Here is a 16,844-nt window from a genome sequence, read left to right as displayed (position 1 = left end):
TCCTCCTGCCTTGCCCCGAATAAAAACTGGCGCCAGCGCGGCCGTGAATGAAACGTCAACAGGCCCTAGACAGTCGCCATGCCGCCATCCACGAAAAGCTCCTCCCCGGTGATGAAGCTCGCCTGGGGGCTAGCGAGATAAAGTGCGGCGCTGGCCACCTCCTCCGCCCCACCGAAACGCCCCATGGGTATCTTGCCAAGAATGCCCTGGGTCATCTCCTCTAGATCGGCGTCATTGAGGCCCAGCTTCGAGTAGATCGGTGTTTGAACGGGTCCCGGCGCCACCGCGTTGACGCGGATGCCGCGCTCCTTGAGCTCTGCGGCCAGAGTGCGGGTCAGGGAGCGCAAGGCCGCCTTGGTGGCCGCATAGACCCCCATGCCCGGCATACCCATCTGATCCAGGCAGGACGTGGTGAATACGATCGCGGCGCCTTTACCCATCAAAGGCAGAAGCGTTTGCACCGTGAACAGCGGCCCCTCGAAATTTAGCACGAACTGATCGCGCACATGCCCTGCATCGATATGCTCGATGGGTGCCGGCCAGGTGACCCCCGCATTGGCAAACAGCACGTCCACGCGGCCATGGGTTTTTTCGAGGATGGCCGCCAGCTCATTCAGGGCTGCCGGGTCCGTCTGATCCGCCTTCACCGCCTGGGCCTTGTCGCCCAGGGCGCGCTGGGCTTTCTCCAGGCGCTCAGCGTTGGTGCCGGTAATCACCACCGTGGCCCCTTCCGCAACAAAGGCCTGGGCCGCTGCGAAGCCGATGCCGGTAGTGCCACCGGTGACGACGACGACTTTATCTTCGAAACGCTTCATGATGAATACTCCGTGTGAGTTGACACGGGCTACGCTACAGTTCGATCGAGACGAAAACGACCGCCTTTCCGGCAAAAGAGTGTTGCGCTTTCGAGAACCCATGAACCGAACCATCGAGCTGGACACGCTGTGCGCGGTCATCGAAGCCGGTAGCATCACGGCGGCGGCGCGGCGCCTGGACACGGCGAAATCCGTGGTCAGTCGGCGCATCAAGGATCTGGAACAGCGTCTGAAAGTGGAGCTTTTCCATCGCACCACTCGGCAGCTGGTGCCCACGGAGACGGGCCTGGCGCTCTATCGGCGGGCACGGTATGTACTCGATGAATTGCAAGACGCCGAGACGGCGGCTACCGGTGAGCACGCCGCCATCGGTGGACGCCTGAAGGTAGCGGTGCCGGCAAGCTTCGGCGCGCTGCACGTGGCGCCGGCCCTGGGGGGTTTGATGACGCGTTACCCGGCCTTGAACCTGGAATTGGACGTCAACGACCGTCGACTGGATCTAGTGGCAGAAGGCATCGATGTCGCCCTGCGTATTGGAGGATTGCTTGATTCCACCTTCATTGCCAAGCGCATTACCCGCATTCGCCATCTGGTCTGCGCGGCACCGTCGTATCTCGAGCGCCATGGCACGCCAAAACGTCTTGAAGACCTGTCACAGCATCATTGCCTGAGCTATTCCGGTGTTGCCGACGCCACTAGCTGGCCCTATCTGCGCGACAAGAACACCCCCGGGCGAGTGCCCATCAATGTGCGCCTGCGGGCCAACAACGGCGATATCCTGCGGGAGGCCGCCCTTGCGGGTCTGGGACTGATCCGCGAGCCGACCTTCATCGTCTGGCGTCACATTCAAACAGGAGGCCTTGTGCCGGTACTGACGGAGTACACCTGGTCCCGAGTCCATCTGCAGGCGGTCTGGCCCCAGACCCGTCATCCCTCCCGGCGCGTGCGCGCCTTCGTCGATTTCTTCGCCGAGCGTTTCAACGACCCGCCCTACTGGGACGAACCCTACGACAGGATTTCGTAAGCGCCATGTCGAAAGAATGATGAAAGACCGGACTCAGCGCACGACCAGCACCGAACAAGGCGCGTGGCGAACGATGCTCTCTGAGTCGTTGCCTAGCATGACCCGGGCCAAGGATTCCCGACCGCGGTTGCCCACCACCAGCAATCCTACTTCGATCTCTTCCGCCAGCCGCAGGATTTCCGTATCCACGCGCCCCATGCGCAGGTGCGCCACCACCGCGTGGGCACCGCCGGCTTTGGCCTTCTCCACCTCTTGATCCAGCCGCTTCTGACTTTCCTTTTTCAACCGGCCGAACTGGGTTTCAGAGAGCGTGTCCGGGTGCGTCCAGGGCGAAATGAGGCCAACGAGCAGCATATGCAGCTCTGATCCCGTGGCGGCACTGAGTTCGAGCGCCTGGGTAATGGCGCGATCCGAGGCGGTCGATCCGTCAACGGCCACCATGATCTTCGTGGGGTACATTTTCATTGTTTGTCTCCGGAACGTGAGCCGACATGTTGTCGATGGCCTGACGCTTGCCGACGGGCGCTAGCACGCGCCTAGCCTCGCCTGTCGAGGATCAGCTGCAGCTCGCGCTGTAGCTGGCTTACGGCCTGCTGGCCGGTCAACTCGCCGCGCAGCACGCGATTGAACGCAATCGCCAAGCGCTGGGACATGGCCGAATAGAACGGCGTGACTGGACGCAGCCGGGCATCGTCGATGGCGCGGCGGCCAAGCGCCATGACCGGCACCTGCTCGAGCAGCTTTTCATCGTCGTACAGGGCGCTGAGGGTGGGCAGAAACCCGCCATCCCGGGCACGCTGTGCCTGGCGCTCGGGAGACGCGGCGAAGCGGATGAACTCCCAGGCCGCGTCCTGTTTCGACGATTGCGCGTTGATCATTAGATTCCAGCCCCCCAGGCAGCCATAGGAGTTACCGCCAGGGCGCTCTCTGGGAATGGGCGCAATACCGATCTGATCGGCGCTGAGTTTGGAGCCTTTTTCGTCGATCAAGCCGTAAGCGAACGGCCAGTTACGCATGAAAACGGCGTCGCCGTTCAAGAACGCCCGGGTGGCATCTTCTTCACGAAAACTTGCCACTTCCTGAGGAGCGACACCGTTTTCGATCAACTCACGCGCGATGCTCACCCCCCGGGCCGAGTCCGCGCTGTTAATCGTGATGACGTTGGGGGAGCTTACGTCCATGCCGAAGGCCGCGGCGGTGGATAGATTACCGGTGAGCACGCGGCCTCCAGCGCTCCACAGAAATTCCAGCATGTTGGCGACGCCGCCTTCGTACTGGGCGCCCTGGAAGACGAAACCGTACTTCGTGCCAGTCTTGTCGCGCACATCGCCTGCTATCCGCGCAAGCTCGTCCCAGCTTGCGGGGGGATTGTCATGCCCGGCGGATTCGAGCAGATCGCGACGGTAGTAGAGCATGCCTGCGTCCGTATACCAGGGCACGCCCCAGAAACGGTTGCGATAGCCTACGGAATTGAGCGGCGTATCTAGAAAATCACCCGGCCCATAGGCATCGTTGAGACGGGCAGTCACATCCGTGACATAACCGCGACTGGCAAAGGCGGCGGTCCAGACCATATCGCCCCCGAAGACGTCGATGCGGGAAGAGTCCACGTCGAAGTCCGAGCTGATCTGACGGTAAAAGTCATCCGTGGAGCGGGGCATCAGCTGATAGCGCACGCGAATCCTGCCCTCGTACTCCTGATTGAACGCCTCGATCAGCGCCTGGAGACTGCCGGAATCATCTGGCCCGAAGGCGAAAGTGATCTCCTCCGGCTGAGCGGCCACAGCGGCGCCCAGGGGCGAAACGCCCAGGGCCGCCATGCCGCCGAGACCCAGACCGCCCAGCAGCAGGCGACGCCGAGTAGTGTCCGGCTGCGCGGCCAGGTTTTTATCGATTGGCGTTTTCATAGGATGTCCTCCTTGGGCGCGGCGCTACCAGAACCAGATGACGATAATCGCGGTGACGGCCATCAGCACCATTGACTGATAACGATAGTTCTGCCAGGCCGGCTTGGCGGCAAGCTCTTCGGACTCGTCTTTCAGAATCTGAGTCGTCCAGATCAGCTCATCGACCTCCTCGCCCGGCTTGTGCTGAGTAATCAGGCTGACGCCGATGATCAGCGCAAGACCGACGAAGAGCAGCACGCTGGCGGAATAAAGGAAATGAAAGTCCACCAGACCTCCGACCTGAATGGTGAAAAATCCCAGAATGCCGATCCCCAGGCACCCACGAACGCAGCGAATGCCCCGGTCGGGGTGGCACCGCGCCAGAGGATACCGACAAAGAAGATCGCAACGACCGGCGGGGTCACGTAGGCCAGAATCGACTGGAAATAGCTCCACAAGGATGGGAAATGGATGATCTGCGGCGCCCAGAGCACGACGATCACCATGATGACCACGGTGGTCATCTGACCAATGCGCACCAGGGCCGCATCACTGGTCTGGGGGCGCAGAGGCTTGACGAAGTCCATGGTCACCATGGTCGACACCGAATTGAGAATCGAGTCGACGGTCGAAGTTATCGCGGCGATCAGCGCCGCCAGCACGATGCCGCGCAGGACGATGGGCAGCAGATCGAAGGCGATGGTCGGAAAGGCCAGATCCGGCGTCTTCAGATCGGGGTACAGCGTCAACGCCATCAGTCCGGGCAGGATCATGAGAAACAACGAGGTGAGCTTCAAGAAACCGGCGAAGATCGAGCCCCAGCGGCCGTGATCCAGGGTTTTGGCCCCCAGGGTACGCTGCACGATCAGCTGGTTGTTGGCCCAGAAATAGATGCCGATGATCAGCACGCCAAACAGGCCGGGCCAGGGCAGGCTGGGATCGTCGATGGGCCGGATGATGCTCATGCCGTTTTCCGGGGCGGCCTGGACCATGGCCTCCCAGGAGGGAATCGCGTAGAGCCCGGCAATGAACACCATGGTCGCGCCGATTAGCAGCACGCAGGCCTGGATCGTGTCACTGATTACCACCGCCCCGAGCCCGCCGAAGAATGACATGATGCCGGCAAGTATCGTCAGTACCAGCACGCCCATCCAGAGATCAATGTTCGGGAAAAGAGTCTGGATCACCAGCCCCCCGGCGTAGAGCGCCCCCGCGCAGTCGAGAAAGATGCTCAGAAAAATCAGCATGCCGGCGAATATGTAGCGCGAGCGGGAATCAAAGCGCCGTTCGAGAAACTCCGGCATGGTGAACACGCCGGAGCGTAGATAAAACGGCAGGAGTATGAAGATGAAGATGACCAGCGCCACCGCGGCGATCCACTCATAGCTGTAGACTGCGATCCCCGAGCTGTAGCCTGCGCCGGCCATACCCACAAAGGACGCGCCGGACATGTTGGTGGCAAACAACGAAAAACCGATCATCGGCCAGACGAAGTTCCGACCGCCTAGAAAGAAGCCGCCCGTATCTGATTTCGTGCCCCGATTCAGCCATAGCGGGATGGCGCGACTGGCAAACAGGTAAATGACGACGACGGCGATATCGATCCATGTGATATTGAATTCTTGCACGATTGTTCTCCATTTTTCGGACCCCGAACGTCCTTGGACGTTGCCATCGCCGCCTAACTGAATCGTTTCAGATTCCAGTGGCTGAATTCGATTACTCGGGCATCAGCTGTTCTTGTAAATCACGCCTCCATGTGCACATCAAAAGCTTCAAACGTGCCCCTGCAGTCTAGTTCAACGAAGTTCACGGTTGCCCATTACCAATTCGTCGAAGTCCGTTTGCGTATACGCGTCTTCATCGCCACGGATTCAGGCGAACCACTTCTTTGAAGTATTTAGCTGCAGGATTCTGTAAACGCCGTTTTTTGAAAGACCGCCTCTTCAATGGCCACGGCCCGGCCCCGGTAGGGTTCGAAGGCATCACGGAACAGCGCCGTTTCCTGCAGGCGCTACGTGACCAGGTCGCCGCCGCCCTGGCCGACGACGACACATTGAGCGATGACGAGACGCAGCAGATCGTGTTCGACCTGGAAGCCGAGTGGCCCTTCTACGCCGGGGTGGCAGGCAACACGCGACGCGAGATTCTGGCCTTCGATGCCCAGCGCGTGGCTGAACAGCTCTCGGGCAAGACAGGCGACGATCAAGATGGCTAGAACCCCCCAGTTCAGGCCGAGAGTGGCTCTCAGTCATTCACCAAGTTAGCCATCCGATCCGCCGCGTCCAGCAGATTCTCGCGAGAAGAACCGGTACGAGCACTGGCAGAGATGCCGCGGGCATGAAAGAGCGCCATGGCCTTGGAGACGCCATCGCTGACGGAGAATTTTCGCGGACGTCCAGGGCGTTTCAACTTATTTGTATCGGTCACTACAAAATCCATTGACGGGTGTTTTGATTTTATGTATCAATCACTACATAACCTGTTTGATCGCTAAGTGCAATAGAGATGAGCAGCGCTAGCGAACGATCGGGCTATACCCTCACGCCTTACGGAGATCGATGCCATGCCTATGTCTGCCCTTTTGCGCCCCACCATGCTTGCCGGTCTCGTGACCGTGCTGATTGCTACTTCGACACTCGCGCCGGCAGTCTCCCGAGCGCCTAATGATGATGCGAAAGCGCCGGTCCTGCAGACCCAGCCGGACCACCTCACCATGATCAATGTCTTCACGCCCACCTCAGGCACCCAGGACGAGGTCGCCGCCGCCATTCAGGAAGGGCTCGACGAGTCCGTGAGTCGTCTGCCCGGCTTCATCAACGCCACCGTGCACAAGAGTCGCGACAACGACTACGTGGTGGTTTACGCCCAATGGGAAGACCAAGCCGCCGTGGATGCGGCGGTGGAAACCATTCAGGGCGGCGGTGCACCGGCGATGATGCGCGCCTTCACCATCGCCACCCCGGATTTTCATCCCTACGACGTGCTGTCCGTGCATCTCGCCAAGTAGATAACGGCGCTCTGAAGTTGCCATCACTCTGTTGAGGAAATTGTCATGCACAGTACACCAATGATCAGCGCGTCACCGTCCAACCCCCAAGCACCTCGCTCCGTTCGAACGCATCCGGGCTTGGCGCTGACGGTCACGACTATCGCCTGGCTTGCCGCGGGATCGCCGGCCTTTGCTCAGCCCGACGCCGCGGATCTGATCCTGCATGATGCCAACCTGATCACCCTCGATCCGCTGCGCCCTCGGGCCGAGGCGGTCGCGATCGACGACGGCATCATCGTCGCTACCGGCGATGATGAGGCCATGCTGGCCCGACGCGGCGAGTCCACCCGGGTCATCGACCTCGATGGCCGCACCGTCATCCCGGGGCTGGTCGATAGCCATACCCACGTGGTACGGGGCGGGCGCTTCTACACCACGGAACTGCGCTGGGACGGGGTCGACACCCTGGCCCGGGGGCTCGAGATGATCGAAGAACAGGCCAAACGTACCCCGCAGGATCAATGGGTGCGGGTCATCGGCGCCTGGTCGCCGTTCCAGTTCGAGGAGCGGCGCATGCCCACCCCTGGAGAGCTGACCGCCGCCTCCCCCGATCGCCCGGTCTTCGTGCTCTATCTCTACAGCCAGGGCTTTCTGAATGCCGCCGCCGTGGAGGCCCTGGGCATCACTCACGAAACCCAGGCACCGCCGGGGAGCCGCTATGAGCTGACAGAAGACGGCGGCGCGATCCTGCACGCAGAGCCCAATCCCATGCTGCTCTACCAGACTATCGGCGCCCTGCCCGGCCTGTCCGAAGAGGAGCAGGTCAACTCGACCCGACACTTCTACAGGGAGCTCAATCGCTTCGGCATCACCAGCGCCATCGATGCGGGCGGCGGTGGGCATACCTTTCCCGAAGACTATATTGGCACCCGACGTCTGGCGGATGAAGGGACCATGCCGCTGCGGGTCTCGAGCTACCTGTTTCCGCAGCGACCCGGGGAGGAACTTGCGGATTTCAGAACCTGGACCGAGAACTGGGCGATCAATGCCAACCTGGCGGATGAGCTGTCCCATGGCTTCGTGGTCGAAGGCGCGGGGGAATTTCTGGTCTGGTCCGCGGGAGATTTCGAGAACTGGATGGCGGGCATGCCGGACATCACCACCCGAGACGGCTGGCGTAAAGAGCTGACCGCAGTGACCCGGCATCTGTTGCGAGAGCGCTGGCCGATCCGCATCCACGCCACCTATGACGAGAGCATCGGCCATATCCTGGACGTGTTCGAGGCCGCGGACAGCGCCGAGCGCGCCGAGGGGCGCTCGGGCTTTGCCGGCATCCGCTGGGCGATCGATCATGCGGAGACCGTGAGTCGGGCCAACCTGGCCCGGATCGCGGCCCTCGGCGGTGGGATTGCCATCCAGGCGCGGCTGCCCTATGCCGGCGAGTATTTCGTGGAACGTTACGGTGAAGACGCTGCCGCAAAGGCGCCGCCGATTCGCGACATGCTCGAGATGGGCATTCCGGTCGGCGCCGGAACGGATGCTACCCGGGTGGCCAGCCACAACCCCTGGGTCGCCCTACACTGGCTCGTCAGCGGCAAGACCCTTGGCGGTCTTGAGACACGAAGCCGGCGCCATCGACTCAGCCGCCTGGAAGCTCTGCAACTCTACACCGTCGGCAGCGCCTGGTTCTCCGGCGAAGAGGCACTCAAGGGGCGTATCGCATCGGGCCAGTTCGCCGATCTGGCAGTGCTCAGCGCGGATTATCTCGACGTGGCGCAAGACGCCATCGCCGACATCGAAAGCGTTCTGACAATTACCGATGGCGAGATCGTCTACGCCGCCGAGCCGTTTTCGGATCTCGCCCCGGAACTGCCGCCGATTCGCCCCGCCTGGTCGCCGGTGGCAGTTTATGGGGGCTATAGTATGGACTAGTCTTGAAAAGAACCCGATCAACACGGACGCGTCATGCAATCAATCAAAGCAACGCGATTCCAGGATCATAGCGCGGCGGCCGCTGACGGCATTCCCTGCCTGGGTCAGCGGTTTGACTTGGGCCGGGTGCTGATCGATCTGAATACCCAAGAGCCGTTTGCGGCCAATTTCACCTGTCCGGCGCTGGTCTTTTCCATCCAGTTGGGTCCGCGGCACTACCGCCTGGGACTCGATTCGGATCATCTGCAGGTGCGTCGCCTGATAGCAGGGGCCGTCACCCTGAGTCCCAAAAACAGCAGCGTCAAATGCACGAGCGGCCATCAGGACTGCGAGTTTCTCGGTGTTTCGATCGATGATGCGTTTGCTGCTCAGGCGCTGAAAGAGACAGGACTGTCCGCCAGCGAACTTCCCCCAAGTCCCGATATCCGCCACCCGGACATTTTGCCCCTGGCCCTGGCGCTGCGGCGCTTTCTTATCGCCCCGGAGGTCGCGGGCCGATCTACGGCGAAACCCTCTGCGCTGCCCTTTTGCATACCATTCTTGCCCGGTTCAAAGGCCCGGGTTCCATCCCGAAACCACCCCCGGCGCTGTCCCAGGCGCAGGTCAACCTGCTGCGCGACTATGTGAACGCACATTTGGCGGAGCCCTTGAGTCTATCCGAGCTCGCGGCCCTAGTAACTCTGGATGTCTCGCATTTTGCCCGCGTCTTCAAGCGCGCAACGGGCATGACACCCCACGCCTACGTTCTCGAGCAGCGGCTGCTGGCTGCACGCGGTGAAATCCTGCATGGCAAGATACCTCTTGCAGAGGTGGCCTATGCCTGTGGCTTCTCGTCTCAATCCCACATGACTACGCTCTTTCGTCAGCGCCTGGGAACGACGCCGGGGCGTCTACGGCAGTGAATCATGTTCGAGTTCGAACAGACCCCTCACCACCCTAACCAGCTGCGCAGGCCTCTGAATGAGAGGACGGAATCCTGGCCTGCGACATGCCCCACCTTTCCGGACAGCTGTGCCGCCGCCGCTTTCAAGGGCAGGATGATCGCCTCGAGGTGATGACCGCACAGCCGGCGATTGACCGCCGCCGGGCACTGGGCCATCAGCAGTCCGCAGTGATAGATCGCGGTATCCAACGACTCGCATACTATCGGAAAAGGGCTGGCATTCTGACGGCATTGCTGCAATTCGCCTAAGAGCATGCGAAGCGTCCGGGCATCGAGCCAGCAGGGCGTGTCCTCGCCACGACACGACTTTTCCACCGCTTCTTGTATGGCCTGAAACGAGACATACAAGAAAATACAGGTGTAGTGGATCTGAGAGCGCTCCGAGGTCATTTCGCAGGCCTCCTTGATGATAATAATTATTATTCTCGTGCGAATATGAATTCATGTCAATCGACAACGATGGGGAGTCGAACCAGCCAGTTCGCGGTCACAGTGTTGTATTTATCACTGATGACCGCGTGCCGGCTTTCCAGGAGATTTTCATGACGACACTGGCGATAGAAGACGTTCAGACCTATCCGCGCCCACCCGCCCTGGAGCCGGTAGCCCAGACCCTGACGATCTACCTGGGCAGCCAGCAGATAGCCTGCACGACTCGCGGCTATCGTGTGCTCGAGACCCACCACGCGCCCACCTACTATTTTCCGCCAGAGGACGTGATCGCAGAGCTACTGCCGGTCCGCGGCGAAAGCTTCTGCGAATGGAAGGGCATGGCGCGCTATTTCGACGTGGTGGGTAGTGAACGCATCGCCCGACACGCCGCCTGGTGCTACGAGCGGCCTACCGGCGCCTTTCAGCCGCTGGCGGGCTATCTGGCATTCTACGCGGCCAGCATGGACCGCTGCCTGGTGGGCGACACGGAGGTGGTGCCTCAACCCGGGGATTTCTACGGCGGCTGGGTGACATCCAATCTACGCGGCCAGATCAAGGGCGCCCCGGGCACGCGCCATTGGTGAGGCTTTCGAGATTGTGATGACAATCAAGGCCACGACACCAATTAGTATCAATCATTACGTCCCAGCAATGGATAAAGAAAACGCTCTCCAGCCCCTAATTTATTAGACTTTCATAGGGAATTCGCAACCCATCATGCAGCCGGCGGATCATGTTCAGACTCAAACCCCGCTTGCGGTTCAGCACTTCCGATACGCGTCCGCTGCTACCGATGAAGGGTTCAAGATCGCGAGGAGTCATTCCCTGCTGTTCCATGCGAAACTTGATGGCTTCGATGGGATCGGATGAGCCGATCGGGTAGTGCTCATCCTCATAGCGCTCGATCAGAATCGCCAAGACCTCCAGCTCATTGGCCTCAGGGGTGCCGTCCTCGGCACTCCACAAGGCCTCCATCCGAGCGAAAGCGCGTTTCAAGTCGACATCGTTATGAATCGGCTGGATATTCATTTATACAGTCTCCGCATCGATTTGGTCGTATTGAGCATGAGTACCAACAAAGCGAACCCAGGCGATTTGCTGGGTATAGCGGATCGCGACAATGACCCGATACTTGTTGCCTGCGACGTTGAACACCATCCGCCCCTCTTTGAAAATGCTGGCCGTGCGAATCTTCGCTTTCAGCGCCTGAGGCATGGGCCAGCGGGCTTTTTCCATCATGCGATACCACTCGATGAGCGGACGCTTGGCATCGTCGTAGCCTTTCTCCCAGAATTCTCGCAACGTGCGCTTGGCGATGACTCTCAAAGCGATCTCTCTTTTTGGGAAAATATAACCCCCTCCCATTTTGGGAGTCAACGCTCAGTGTCAATCTCAACGGCAAAAGCGCAAATCAAGACTTGTCTATTGCCACGCGCGCTAGCAACGCTCTCAATTCAGCGCGCTCTTTCGCATCGAGAGAGGCTAGCATGGCGTCTTCCGCAGTCGCATGACCAACCACGACGTCGTCTGCCAGAGAAAATCCTTGCTTCGTCAGTGAGATCGATACGCCACGCCGATCCTTGGCATCCCGTTGACGCTCGATGAGGCCCCGGCTTTCCAGACGGTCCAGGCGTGCTGTCATGGCTGCGGTGGACAACATCATATCCGTGGCCATCTTCGAAGGAGACATGGACTGCCCTGCACCTTGTCGACGCAGCGTCAGCAAGACATCCATTGATGGGAAATCCAGATCGAAGCGCTCGAGATTTTCCTTAAGCCCTTGTGAAAGTCGCTTTCCAGCACGCCAGATCGCCCCACAAACCGCCATGCATTCAGGATCAATGTCCGGGCGTTCACGTCGCCACTGCATCACGATCCGATCGAGTTCTGCACCTTCTTCCTGCATTGTCTTCCTTCCTGAATGGCACTAAAGTTCGATATAAAGTATTTCGATATCGAACCATTATTGCAATTTAGTTTGTACAATAGCGACACGACTCAGGAAAGAATCATGGCGCCGATCACTCAAGAACCGCAACGAAGAACGGACAAGACCTGGCTCATTGCGCTGCTAAGCCTCTTGGGTACTGGTGCTTGCATAGGCTTGTCCACCAATCTTGCCAAACTCGCAGATAGCGCCAATATTTCGGCGTTGGCTTTTCTGGCCTGGTCCATTCTGGGCGCCACCGGTGTTCTTTTTACCGTGGCGTTGCTACGTGGCAAGCTTCCCCCGTTCAATCTCCGAACTCTGGAATACTTTATCGTCGCGGCTCTCGTGACCGTCGCCGGCTCGAACCTGATCTTCTTTTCCGCGATCCCCGAGGTGGGCGTCAGTTTTGTCACCCTCGTCATCACCCTGCCCCCGCTCATGACTTATATCGGCGCGATTGCATTCAAGATAGAACGCTTTCAAATCATGCGTGCCGCCGGCGTGCTTACTGCATTGATTGGAACCGCCGTTCTTGCCATCAACAAGCTGACCGCACCAGACGCGCCGGTGTTCTGGATACTGCTGGCGCTGACCGGGCCGGTTCTGCTGGCCATCGGCAATCTCTATCGCACCTTGTGCTGGCCCGTTGGCGTCACCGCCGAGGCTCTCGCGCCGGGCATGTTGGGCGCCGCGACCCTGATGCTTTTTACCATTGGGCTGTTGCCAGGATTTTCCACCGCAGTACCCATGGACAACCGCCTTCCGCTATTACTGATACTGACTCAGGCAACAGTGTTCGCCCTGCAGTTTCTACTGCTATTCGTGCTTCAAAAAAGCGGCGGCCCTATCCTTATCAGCCTGATGGGCGCCGTCGGTGCCGTCATCGGGGTGCCCATTGCCATCTACCTGCTGGGCGAAGCACCACCAGAGGGGTTGATACTCGGCTCTGTTTTCATTGCAGCAGGGATCGCGCTGGTAACGCTTGGAAAAACTGCAACGACCAGTCGCTAATACTTCCAAACACAATGCTTCAAAGCTAGTTGCTAGCTCGAAACATGCAGCGAAGGCGCAAAGGCGATGACGACCCAAATCCCGCGAATCAGTCTGAAGAAGTGGGCGTTATTGAAAGCCGTGGTCGATGAGGATGGGTTCGTCCAAGTGGCAAAGGCGCTTAACAAGAGCTAGTCGTCGGGTAAGCTCGGAACAAGACCGGGCTCAGGGTTCTAGTGCTGGAAAAATCGCAGTTCAGCGTTGGCTTGTATCTGCTGAACCGCTTGCAGTGACTTTCGCGATGCCATGACTCAGCCCAAATCGAGATAAACTCACAGCACTTGTCTTCAAATGAAAGCAGCGCATGAAATCCTATGATCTCAGGGTGTTCGAGAAGGTCGCCGAGCTGTTCGACAGAACTACCAAGCCGCTCAAGCTCACTTCGAGCGGGCCTCTGCCATTTGTCCATGCAAAGCTGGTTCTCGCCTCGATCTCGGAGATGGCCCATGCGCTCGCCCCGAACAGCGCGCCTTCGACGCCTAACCCAGGACTTCCGTCGAAATAATGCTCGTTCTGCTTACCCATAAGGTCCATCCAGTCAGTGCAGAAGATGACTACATCACCTTCTCGAATCAAGACACCTTGAGAAGTCGCAACGGCGTCGATTTCTTCGCAATTAAAGGCTGTACCCGCATTCTCACCGGGCTCTCCCCATGGCAATTGTACAGCGGCAGAGATAGGCGCACTTAGAGCACAAAACAGACTACCCAGCGCTGCAAGGGTTCTACCTATGCGCATATTTGTCATTTCGGTGATGATTTGCATTGGTAACTCCTTTTTTTATTGCACGAAGAAAATAGATTGTTTTCATATCAACCGAGCATTCGCCGAAGGCCACAGCCTCGGACGCACTGCCCGATCCTGCCTTGTACGCCTGAGCCACGGCGGCGGCCTTTTCCGGGAATCGTCCGCCAAAGAACAGCTCGTGCTTACCAGCCCATTTGCTTGCCAGCGCAGCCGCCATGCTGCCGTATCCAACGAAGCCGATTTTCATAACACTTGCCCCTCATGAGCAAAGAACAGAATCCGCAAACGCAATGACCAAACGTCGTCACTTCAGAAGACGCGAAAAGCGATTCGTTAAGTGAAGTCATTAGCTGAACTTCTTTCTTGCAGGTTTCTGCGCTTCTTTTGACGATTATGACTTTCTGCGAGAGGAAGCCATGGCCTGCTTTCTGAATACGGCAGGGGTGATACCGGTGATGTCGTGGAAAGTGCGAGTAAGATGGGACTGGCCGGAAAACCCGCAGTCAAAGGCTATCTGAGCGATGGAACGCTCGTGCTGTATCAACAACCGCTTGGCTCGTTCCACCCGACGCCCTATGACGTAGCGCAATGGGCTTGCGCCAGTAATCAGCTTGAAGGTGCGGCCGAAATGTGAGGCCGACAGGCAGGCAACGTCGGCGAGCGCTGCCAGGGAGAGCGAGCGACTAAGATTAGCCTCGATGTATTCCTTGACCCGGGCAAGACGCTGGGGCGACAGCGCATTGGCAGGCACAATAGCGCCGGTTATGTGCCGAGCAATTTGAAACCGTCGCGCGATACGCGCGATCAACGCCAGACTAAGGACTTCAAGAGTGAGCGAATCCGCCCGCTCGCCGCTGCGAAAATCTTCCATGAGCAGGCGAATGCCTGCCCGGCCCAATTCAGCCGATACCAGGTCCTGGGCATAGTCGAGAAAATCCAGCGTCTGAAGCGATAAATCGAACTCCTGCTTGAGCACCTCACTCCAGTAATTCGGCTCCAGTTCCAGGATCAAGCCGGGCATGACGTTCGTCACCTTGACGTGAAACTCACCTTCAGGCGGTATGAAGGCCAAGCTATTAGCCATGCACAAAGATCGTCGCAACTGATCGGAATTCCAGGACCACTGGGCATTGACGAGACTCAAGTTGACGTCGATGTAGCATACATTTGTAGCAAGTTGGGCCGACACTTCACCCGGAGGCAACAGCAAAAAGCGGGTATGACCCGCGTGTATTTCGCGTTCCATTTCGGGATAGCGCGGCACAGGTTGGCCTTGGTCTGAGATATCAAGCACTTGCTGATTCACGGAAGCGTCTCTGAGGGTAGCGTCTTGTATCCCTACCGTGCTGCGTGCGTTGTCGCTTCCAATGCGACGCTGAGAAAACTATAGACCAGCCGTTCGAATACGGCGTTTAGCCACCTCGAAGCACGGATTCAACGCTTTTGTTAGCTGACCGGCGTGGCAAAGGCCATGACTTCTGCCACGCACTGCTTGCCGAGGGCCAGCTGAATCAGGCGATCGACCCCAAGAGCCACACCGCTACCTGCCGGCATACCGGCATGCAGTGCCGCTACCAGGCGCACATCGATATCGACAGGTGATTTACCATTTTTCTTCCGCTCGATATTGTCCGCAGCAAAACGCGTGGCCTGTTCATTCGCATCGGTCAGCTCATCGTAGCCGTTGGCCAGCTCCAGCCCCTGCACATAGACCTCAAAGCGCGCCGCCACCTCGGCGCCATCTTCCGGGTCGCATCGACGGCGCGCCAACGCCGCCTGGCTGGCCGGATAGTCGATCACCATGTCGATGCACTCGAAGCCCAGGGTCGGTTCGATGACAAGGCTCATCAGCAGATCCAGACAGTCATCACGCGGACTGTCAGACATATCCAGATTGCCATGTTCGCTCGCCAGGTTGCGCAGATCAGTCTGCGCCACGGTGAAGGGATCTATTTTTAGATGATCGCGAAACAACTCTCGGTAGCGACGCAGTCGCCTGGAACCCGCGTCAGGCAGCAACAGGCGAACCAGCGCCTCGGTTTCATCGATCAGATTAGCCAACGAAAACCCCGGGCGATACCACTCCAGCATGGTGAACTCGAGATTATGGCGCCGCCCTACCTCTCCATCGCGAAAGCTGCGCGCCAGCTGGAAGATTGGCCCGCTGCCCGCCGCCAACAGGCGCTTCATGTGAAATTCCGGCGAGGTCTGCAGCCACAGCCGTTCACGCCCTGCTGGCGTGGTAGCGGTCAAGGAAAGTGAATCGAGATGCAGATCGGTGCTGCCGCCATGACCCAGAATCGGAGTCTCAACTTCGAGCACACCGTGTTCGGCGAAAAAGCGGCGAATCTTGGCCAGGCAGCGGGCGCGCTGACGCAGCGTTTCGATGGTGGCGGTGGGTTGCCAGTCAATCTCGTTCATCAAAAGCCTTATGAAAAACGCCGAGCGCTAGGCTCGGCGTTGTGTGTAGCTTGAAGCGCAAGGTTTAGGCGCGAGAGACGTATTCGCCGCTTCGGGTATCCACTTTTAATACCTCACCCTGGTTGATGAACAGTGGAACCTTGACCACTGCACCGGACGAAAGCGTTGCTGGTTTGGAGCCGCCCTGAGCGGTATCGCCCTTCAGACCCGGATCGGTCTCGGTGACTTCCAGTTCGATGAAGTTGGGCGGGGTTACACCGATGATGTTGTCATTCCACAAGGTAACGGTATAAGCGACTTGTTCCTTCAACCATTTTTCCGTATCCCCTAGGGCTTTCTTAGCCACCGGATACTGCTCGAAGGAGCCGTCCGTGCGCATGAAGTACCACATATCGCCATCGGTATAGAGATATTCCATTTCCAGGTCGAGCACGTCGGCGCCTTCCAGGGATTCACCGGACTTGAAGGTGCGCTCCCAGACACGCCCCGTATTCAAATTGCGCAGCTTGACGCGACTGAACGCTTGGCCTTTACCTGGCTTGACAAGTTCGTTCTCGACGATGTTGCAGGGGTCGCCATCCAGCATCACCTTCAGACCGGCCTTGAATTCGTTGGTAGAATAGTTCGCCATGCTTCCTCGCTAATGATCTTGACGCGGCAGGCTCAAACATA

At 58.8% G+C, this 16,844-nt stretch carries 23 protein-coding genes; 8 read left to right on the top strand and 15 right to left on the bottom strand.

Translation table 11 applies throughout. From position 1 onward, the window contains the following. Positions 1-65: 65 nt before the first annotated feature. Positions 66-815 carry a glucose 1-dehydrogenase gene (locus tag CH74_RS13635; RefSeq protein WP_048308081.1) on the bottom strand — a complete coding sequence of 250 codons (750 nt, stop codon included), beginning with the start codon at positions 813-815 and terminating at the stop codon, positions 66-68. 100 nt (positions 816-915) lie between these two features. Here CH74_RS13635 and CH74_RS13630 point away from each other — a divergent pair, with 100 nt between their 5' ends. Continuing rightward, a complete protein-coding gene (locus CH74_RS13630; RefSeq protein WP_048308092.1) occupies positions 916-1,839 on the top strand; it encodes a LysR family transcriptional regulator in 924 nt (307 codons plus the stop codon). Between the two features lie 33 nt (positions 1,840-1,872). Here CH74_RS13630 and CH74_RS13625 read toward each other — a convergent pair whose 3' ends face one another. From CH74_RS13625 to CH74_RS13615, 4 genes are all read right to left on the bottom strand, one after another. After that, positions 1,873-2,304 (bottom strand): universal stress protein, encoded by a 432-nt coding sequence (locus CH74_RS13625; protein ID WP_048308080.1) that lies wholly within the window; start codon positions 2,302-2,304, stop codon positions 1,873-1,875. 71 nt (positions 2,305-2,375) lie between these two features. Next, on the bottom strand, positions 2,376-3,746 hold the full coding sequence (locus CH74_RS13620; protein WP_048308079.1) for an ABC transporter substrate-binding protein: 1,371 nt from the start codon (positions 3,744-3,746) through the stop codon (positions 2,376-2,378). 24 nt (positions 3,747-3,770) lie between these two features. Beyond that, positions 3,771-4,013 (bottom strand): hypothetical protein, encoded by a 243-nt coding sequence (locus CH74_RS19020; protein WP_216594771.1) that lies wholly within the window; start codon positions 4,011-4,013, stop codon positions 3,771-3,773. After that, positions 3,956-5,353 carry a sodium/solute symporter gene (locus CH74_RS13615; protein WP_216594770.1) on the bottom strand — a complete coding sequence of 466 codons (1,398 nt, stop codon included), beginning with the start codon at positions 5,351-5,353 and terminating at the stop codon, positions 3,956-3,958. The genes CH74_RS19020 and CH74_RS13615 overlap by 58 nt, the downstream gene beginning before the upstream one ends. A 302-nt stretch (positions 5,354-5,655) precedes the next feature. Between CH74_RS13615 and CH74_RS13610 the strand changes: the two genes are divergently transcribed. Then, on the top strand, positions 5,656-5,943 hold the full coding sequence (locus CH74_RS13610; RefSeq protein WP_048308078.1) for a hypothetical protein: 288 nt from the start codon (positions 5,656-5,658) through the stop codon (positions 5,941-5,943). A gap of 29 nt (positions 5,944-5,972) precedes the next feature. On the opposite strand, the gene CH74_RS13605 is transcribed toward CH74_RS13610, so the two are convergent. Then, positions 5,973-6,155: a hypothetical protein gene (locus CH74_RS13605; protein WP_048308077.1), complete on the bottom strand. Its 183-nt coding sequence runs from the start codon at positions 6,153-6,155 to the stop codon at positions 5,973-5,975. Positions 6,156-6,291: 136 nt separating this feature from the next. Here CH74_RS13605 and CH74_RS13600 point away from each other — a divergent pair, with 136 nt between their 5' ends. From CH74_RS13600 to CH74_RS18805, 4 genes are read left to right on the top strand one after another with little or no spacing between them, the layout of a single operon-like run. Beyond that, entirely contained in the window at positions 6,292-6,735 is a 444-nt protein-coding gene (locus CH74_RS13600) for an antibiotic biosynthesis monooxygenase family protein (protein ID WP_053070774.1), read from the top strand. A gap of 45 nt (positions 6,736-6,780) precedes the next feature. Then, positions 6,781-8,649 carry an amidohydrolase gene (locus CH74_RS13595; RefSeq protein ID WP_082140432.1) on the top strand — a complete coding sequence of 623 codons (1,869 nt, stop codon included), beginning with the start codon at positions 6,781-6,783 and terminating at the stop codon, positions 8,647-8,649. Positions 8,650-8,682: 33 nt separating this feature from the next. Then, positions 8,683-9,276, top strand: coding sequence for a hypothetical protein (locus CH74_RS18810; protein ID WP_172656345.1), 594 nt, complete (start codon positions 8,683-8,685; stop codon positions 9,274-9,276). Continuing rightward, positions 9,273-9,551 (top strand): AraC family transcriptional regulator, encoded by a 279-nt coding sequence (locus tag CH74_RS18805; RefSeq protein WP_301280860.1) that lies wholly within the window; start codon positions 9,273-9,275, stop codon positions 9,549-9,551. The genes CH74_RS18810 and CH74_RS18805 overlap by 4 nt, the downstream gene beginning before the upstream one ends. A gap of 26 nt (positions 9,552-9,577) precedes the next feature. Here CH74_RS18805 and CH74_RS13580 read toward each other — a convergent pair whose 3' ends face one another. Further along, positions 9,578-9,982, bottom strand: a complete 405-nt coding sequence (locus CH74_RS13580) for a hypothetical protein (protein WP_048308075.1) — start codon at positions 9,980-9,982, stop codon at positions 9,578-9,580. 152 nt (positions 9,983-10,134) lie between these two features. Here CH74_RS13580 and CH74_RS13575 point away from each other — a divergent pair, with 152 nt between their 5' ends. Further along, on the top strand, positions 10,135-10,608 hold the full coding sequence (locus CH74_RS13575; protein ID WP_048308074.1) for a DUF427 domain-containing protein: 474 nt from the start codon (positions 10,135-10,137) through the stop codon (positions 10,606-10,608). 94 nt (positions 10,609-10,702) lie between these two features. Here CH74_RS13575 and CH74_RS13570 read toward each other — a convergent pair whose 3' ends face one another. From CH74_RS13570 to CH74_RS13560, 3 genes are read right to left on the bottom strand one after another with little or no spacing between them, the layout of a single operon-like run. Beyond that, on the bottom strand, positions 10,703-11,053 hold the full coding sequence (locus CH74_RS13570) for a type II toxin-antitoxin system HigA family antitoxin (protein WP_048308073.1): 351 nt from the start codon (positions 11,051-11,053) through the stop codon (positions 10,703-10,705). Then, on the bottom strand, positions 11,054-11,401 hold the full coding sequence (locus CH74_RS13565; RefSeq protein ID WP_253273069.1) for a type II toxin-antitoxin system HigB family toxin: 348 nt from the start codon (positions 11,399-11,401) through the stop codon (positions 11,054-11,056). It abuts the gene before it with no gap. A gap of 34 nt (positions 11,402-11,435) precedes the next feature. Further along, on the bottom strand, positions 11,436-11,930 hold the full coding sequence (locus tag CH74_RS13560) for a MarR family winged helix-turn-helix transcriptional regulator (RefSeq protein ID WP_048308071.1): 495 nt from the start codon (positions 11,928-11,930) through the stop codon (positions 11,436-11,438). A 105-nt stretch (positions 11,931-12,035) separates the two neighbouring features. Here CH74_RS13560 and CH74_RS13555 point away from each other — a divergent pair, with 105 nt between their 5' ends. Beyond that, a complete protein-coding gene (locus CH74_RS13555; protein WP_048308070.1) occupies positions 12,036-12,965 on the top strand; it encodes a DMT family transporter in 930 nt (309 codons plus the stop codon). 351 nt (positions 12,966-13,316) lie between these two features. On the opposite strand, the gene CH74_RS13550 is transcribed toward CH74_RS13555, so the two are convergent. The 5 genes from CH74_RS13550 to efp form a co-directional block, all read right to left on the bottom strand. Then, the gene (locus CH74_RS13550) at positions 13,317-13,769 is read right to left on the bottom strand and encodes a cyclase family protein (protein ID WP_082140430.1); all 453 of its coding nucleotides are present in this window, start codon (positions 13,767-13,769) and stop codon (positions 13,317-13,319) included. Beyond that, a complete protein-coding gene (locus tag CH74_RS13545) occupies positions 13,729-13,998 on the bottom strand; it encodes an NAD(P)-binding domain-containing protein (RefSeq protein WP_048308068.1) in 270 nt (89 codons plus the stop codon). Before CH74_RS13545 ends, CH74_RS13550 begins: the two co-directional genes overlap by 41 nt. A gap of 144 nt (positions 13,999-14,142) precedes the next feature. Continuing rightward, positions 14,143-14,835 (bottom strand): helix-turn-helix domain-containing protein, encoded by a 693-nt coding sequence (locus CH74_RS17875; RefSeq protein WP_172656343.1) that lies wholly within the window; start codon positions 14,833-14,835, stop codon positions 14,143-14,145. Between the two features lie 362 nt (positions 14,836-15,197). Further along, entirely contained in the window at positions 15,198-16,172 is a 975-nt protein-coding gene (gene epmA / locus CH74_RS13535; protein ID WP_048308067.1) for an EF-P lysine aminoacylase EpmA, read from the bottom strand. A gap of 64 nt (positions 16,173-16,236) precedes the next feature. Next, positions 16,237-16,803, bottom strand: coding sequence for an elongation factor P (gene efp / locus CH74_RS13530; RefSeq protein ID WP_048308066.1), 567 nt, complete (start codon positions 16,801-16,803; stop codon positions 16,237-16,239). Between the last annotated feature and the right edge of the window lie 41 nt (positions 16,804-16,844).

This window comes from Halomonas sp. PR-M31, assembly GCF_001039575.1.
Classification (GTDB): domain Bacteria; phylum Pseudomonadota; class Gammaproteobacteria; order Pseudomonadales; family Halomonadaceae; genus Modicisalibacter.
Note: the sequence above shows the minus strand (reverse complement) of the source record. Positions and strands in the feature narration are given on the sequence as shown.

What these genes read in the sequence shown, in the direction of transcription:
- CH74_RS13635 (WP_048308081.1), bottom strand. Translation starts at nt 815, where the DNA reads ATGAAGCGTTTCGAAGATAAAGTCGTCGTCGTCACCGGTGGCACTACC.
- CH74_RS13630 (WP_048308092.1), top strand. Translation starts at nt 916, where the DNA reads ATGAACCGAACCATCGAGCTGGACACGCTGTGCGCGGTCATCGAAGCC.
- CH74_RS13625 (WP_048308080.1), bottom strand. Translation starts at nt 2,304, where the DNA reads ATGAAAATGTACCCCACGAAGATCATGGTGGCCGTTGACGGATCGACC.
- CH74_RS13620 (WP_048308079.1), bottom strand. Translation starts at nt 3,746, where the DNA reads ATGAAAACGCCAATCGATAAAAACCTGGCCGCGCAGCCGGACACTACT.
- CH74_RS13600 (WP_053070774.1), top strand. Translation starts at nt 6,292, where the DNA reads ATGCCTATGTCTGCCCTTTTGCGCCCCACCATGCTTGCCGGTCTCGTG.
- CH74_RS13595 (WP_082140432.1), top strand. Translation starts at nt 6,781, where the DNA reads ATGCACAGTACACCAATGATCAGCGCGTCACCGTCCAACCCCCAAGCA.
- CH74_RS18810 (WP_172656345.1), top strand. Translation starts at nt 8,683, where the DNA reads ATGCAATCAATCAAAGCAACGCGATTCCAGGATCATAGCGCGGCGGCC.
- CH74_RS13580 (WP_048308075.1), bottom strand. Translation starts at nt 9,982, where the DNA reads ATGACCTCGGAGCGCTCTCAGATCCACTACACCTGTATTTTCTTGTAT.
- CH74_RS13575 (WP_048308074.1), top strand. Translation starts at nt 10,135, where the DNA reads ATGACGACACTGGCGATAGAAGACGTTCAGACCTATCCGCGCCCACCC.
- CH74_RS13570 (WP_048308073.1), bottom strand. Translation starts at nt 11,053, where the DNA reads ATGAATATCCAGCCGATTCATAACGATGTCGACTTGAAACGCGCTTTC.
- CH74_RS13560 (WP_048308071.1), bottom strand. Translation starts at nt 11,930, where the DNA reads ATGCAGGAAGAAGGTGCAGAACTCGATCGGATCGTGATGCAGTGGCGA.
- CH74_RS13555 (WP_048308070.1), top strand. Translation starts at nt 12,036, where the DNA reads ATGGCGCCGATCACTCAAGAACCGCAACGAAGAACGGACAAGACCTGG.
- CH74_RS13550 (WP_082140430.1), bottom strand. Translation starts at nt 13,769, where the DNA reads ATGCAAATCATCACCGAAATGACAAATATGCGCATAGGTAGAACCCTT.
- CH74_RS13545 (WP_048308068.1), bottom strand. Translation starts at nt 13,998, where the DNA reads ATGAAAATCGGCTTCGTTGGATACGGCAGCATGGCGGCTGCGCTGGCA.
- CH74_RS17875 (WP_172656343.1), bottom strand. Translation starts at nt 14,835, where the DNA reads ATGGCTAATAGCTTGGCCTTCATACCGCCTGAAGGTGAGTTTCACGTC.
- epmA (WP_048308067.1), bottom strand. Translation starts at nt 16,172, where the DNA reads ATGAACGAGATTGACTGGCAACCCACCGCCACCATCGAAACGCTGCGT.
- efp (WP_048308066.1), bottom strand. Translation starts at nt 16,803, where the DNA reads ATGGCGAACTATTCTACCAACGAATTCAAGGCCGGTCTGAAGGTGATG.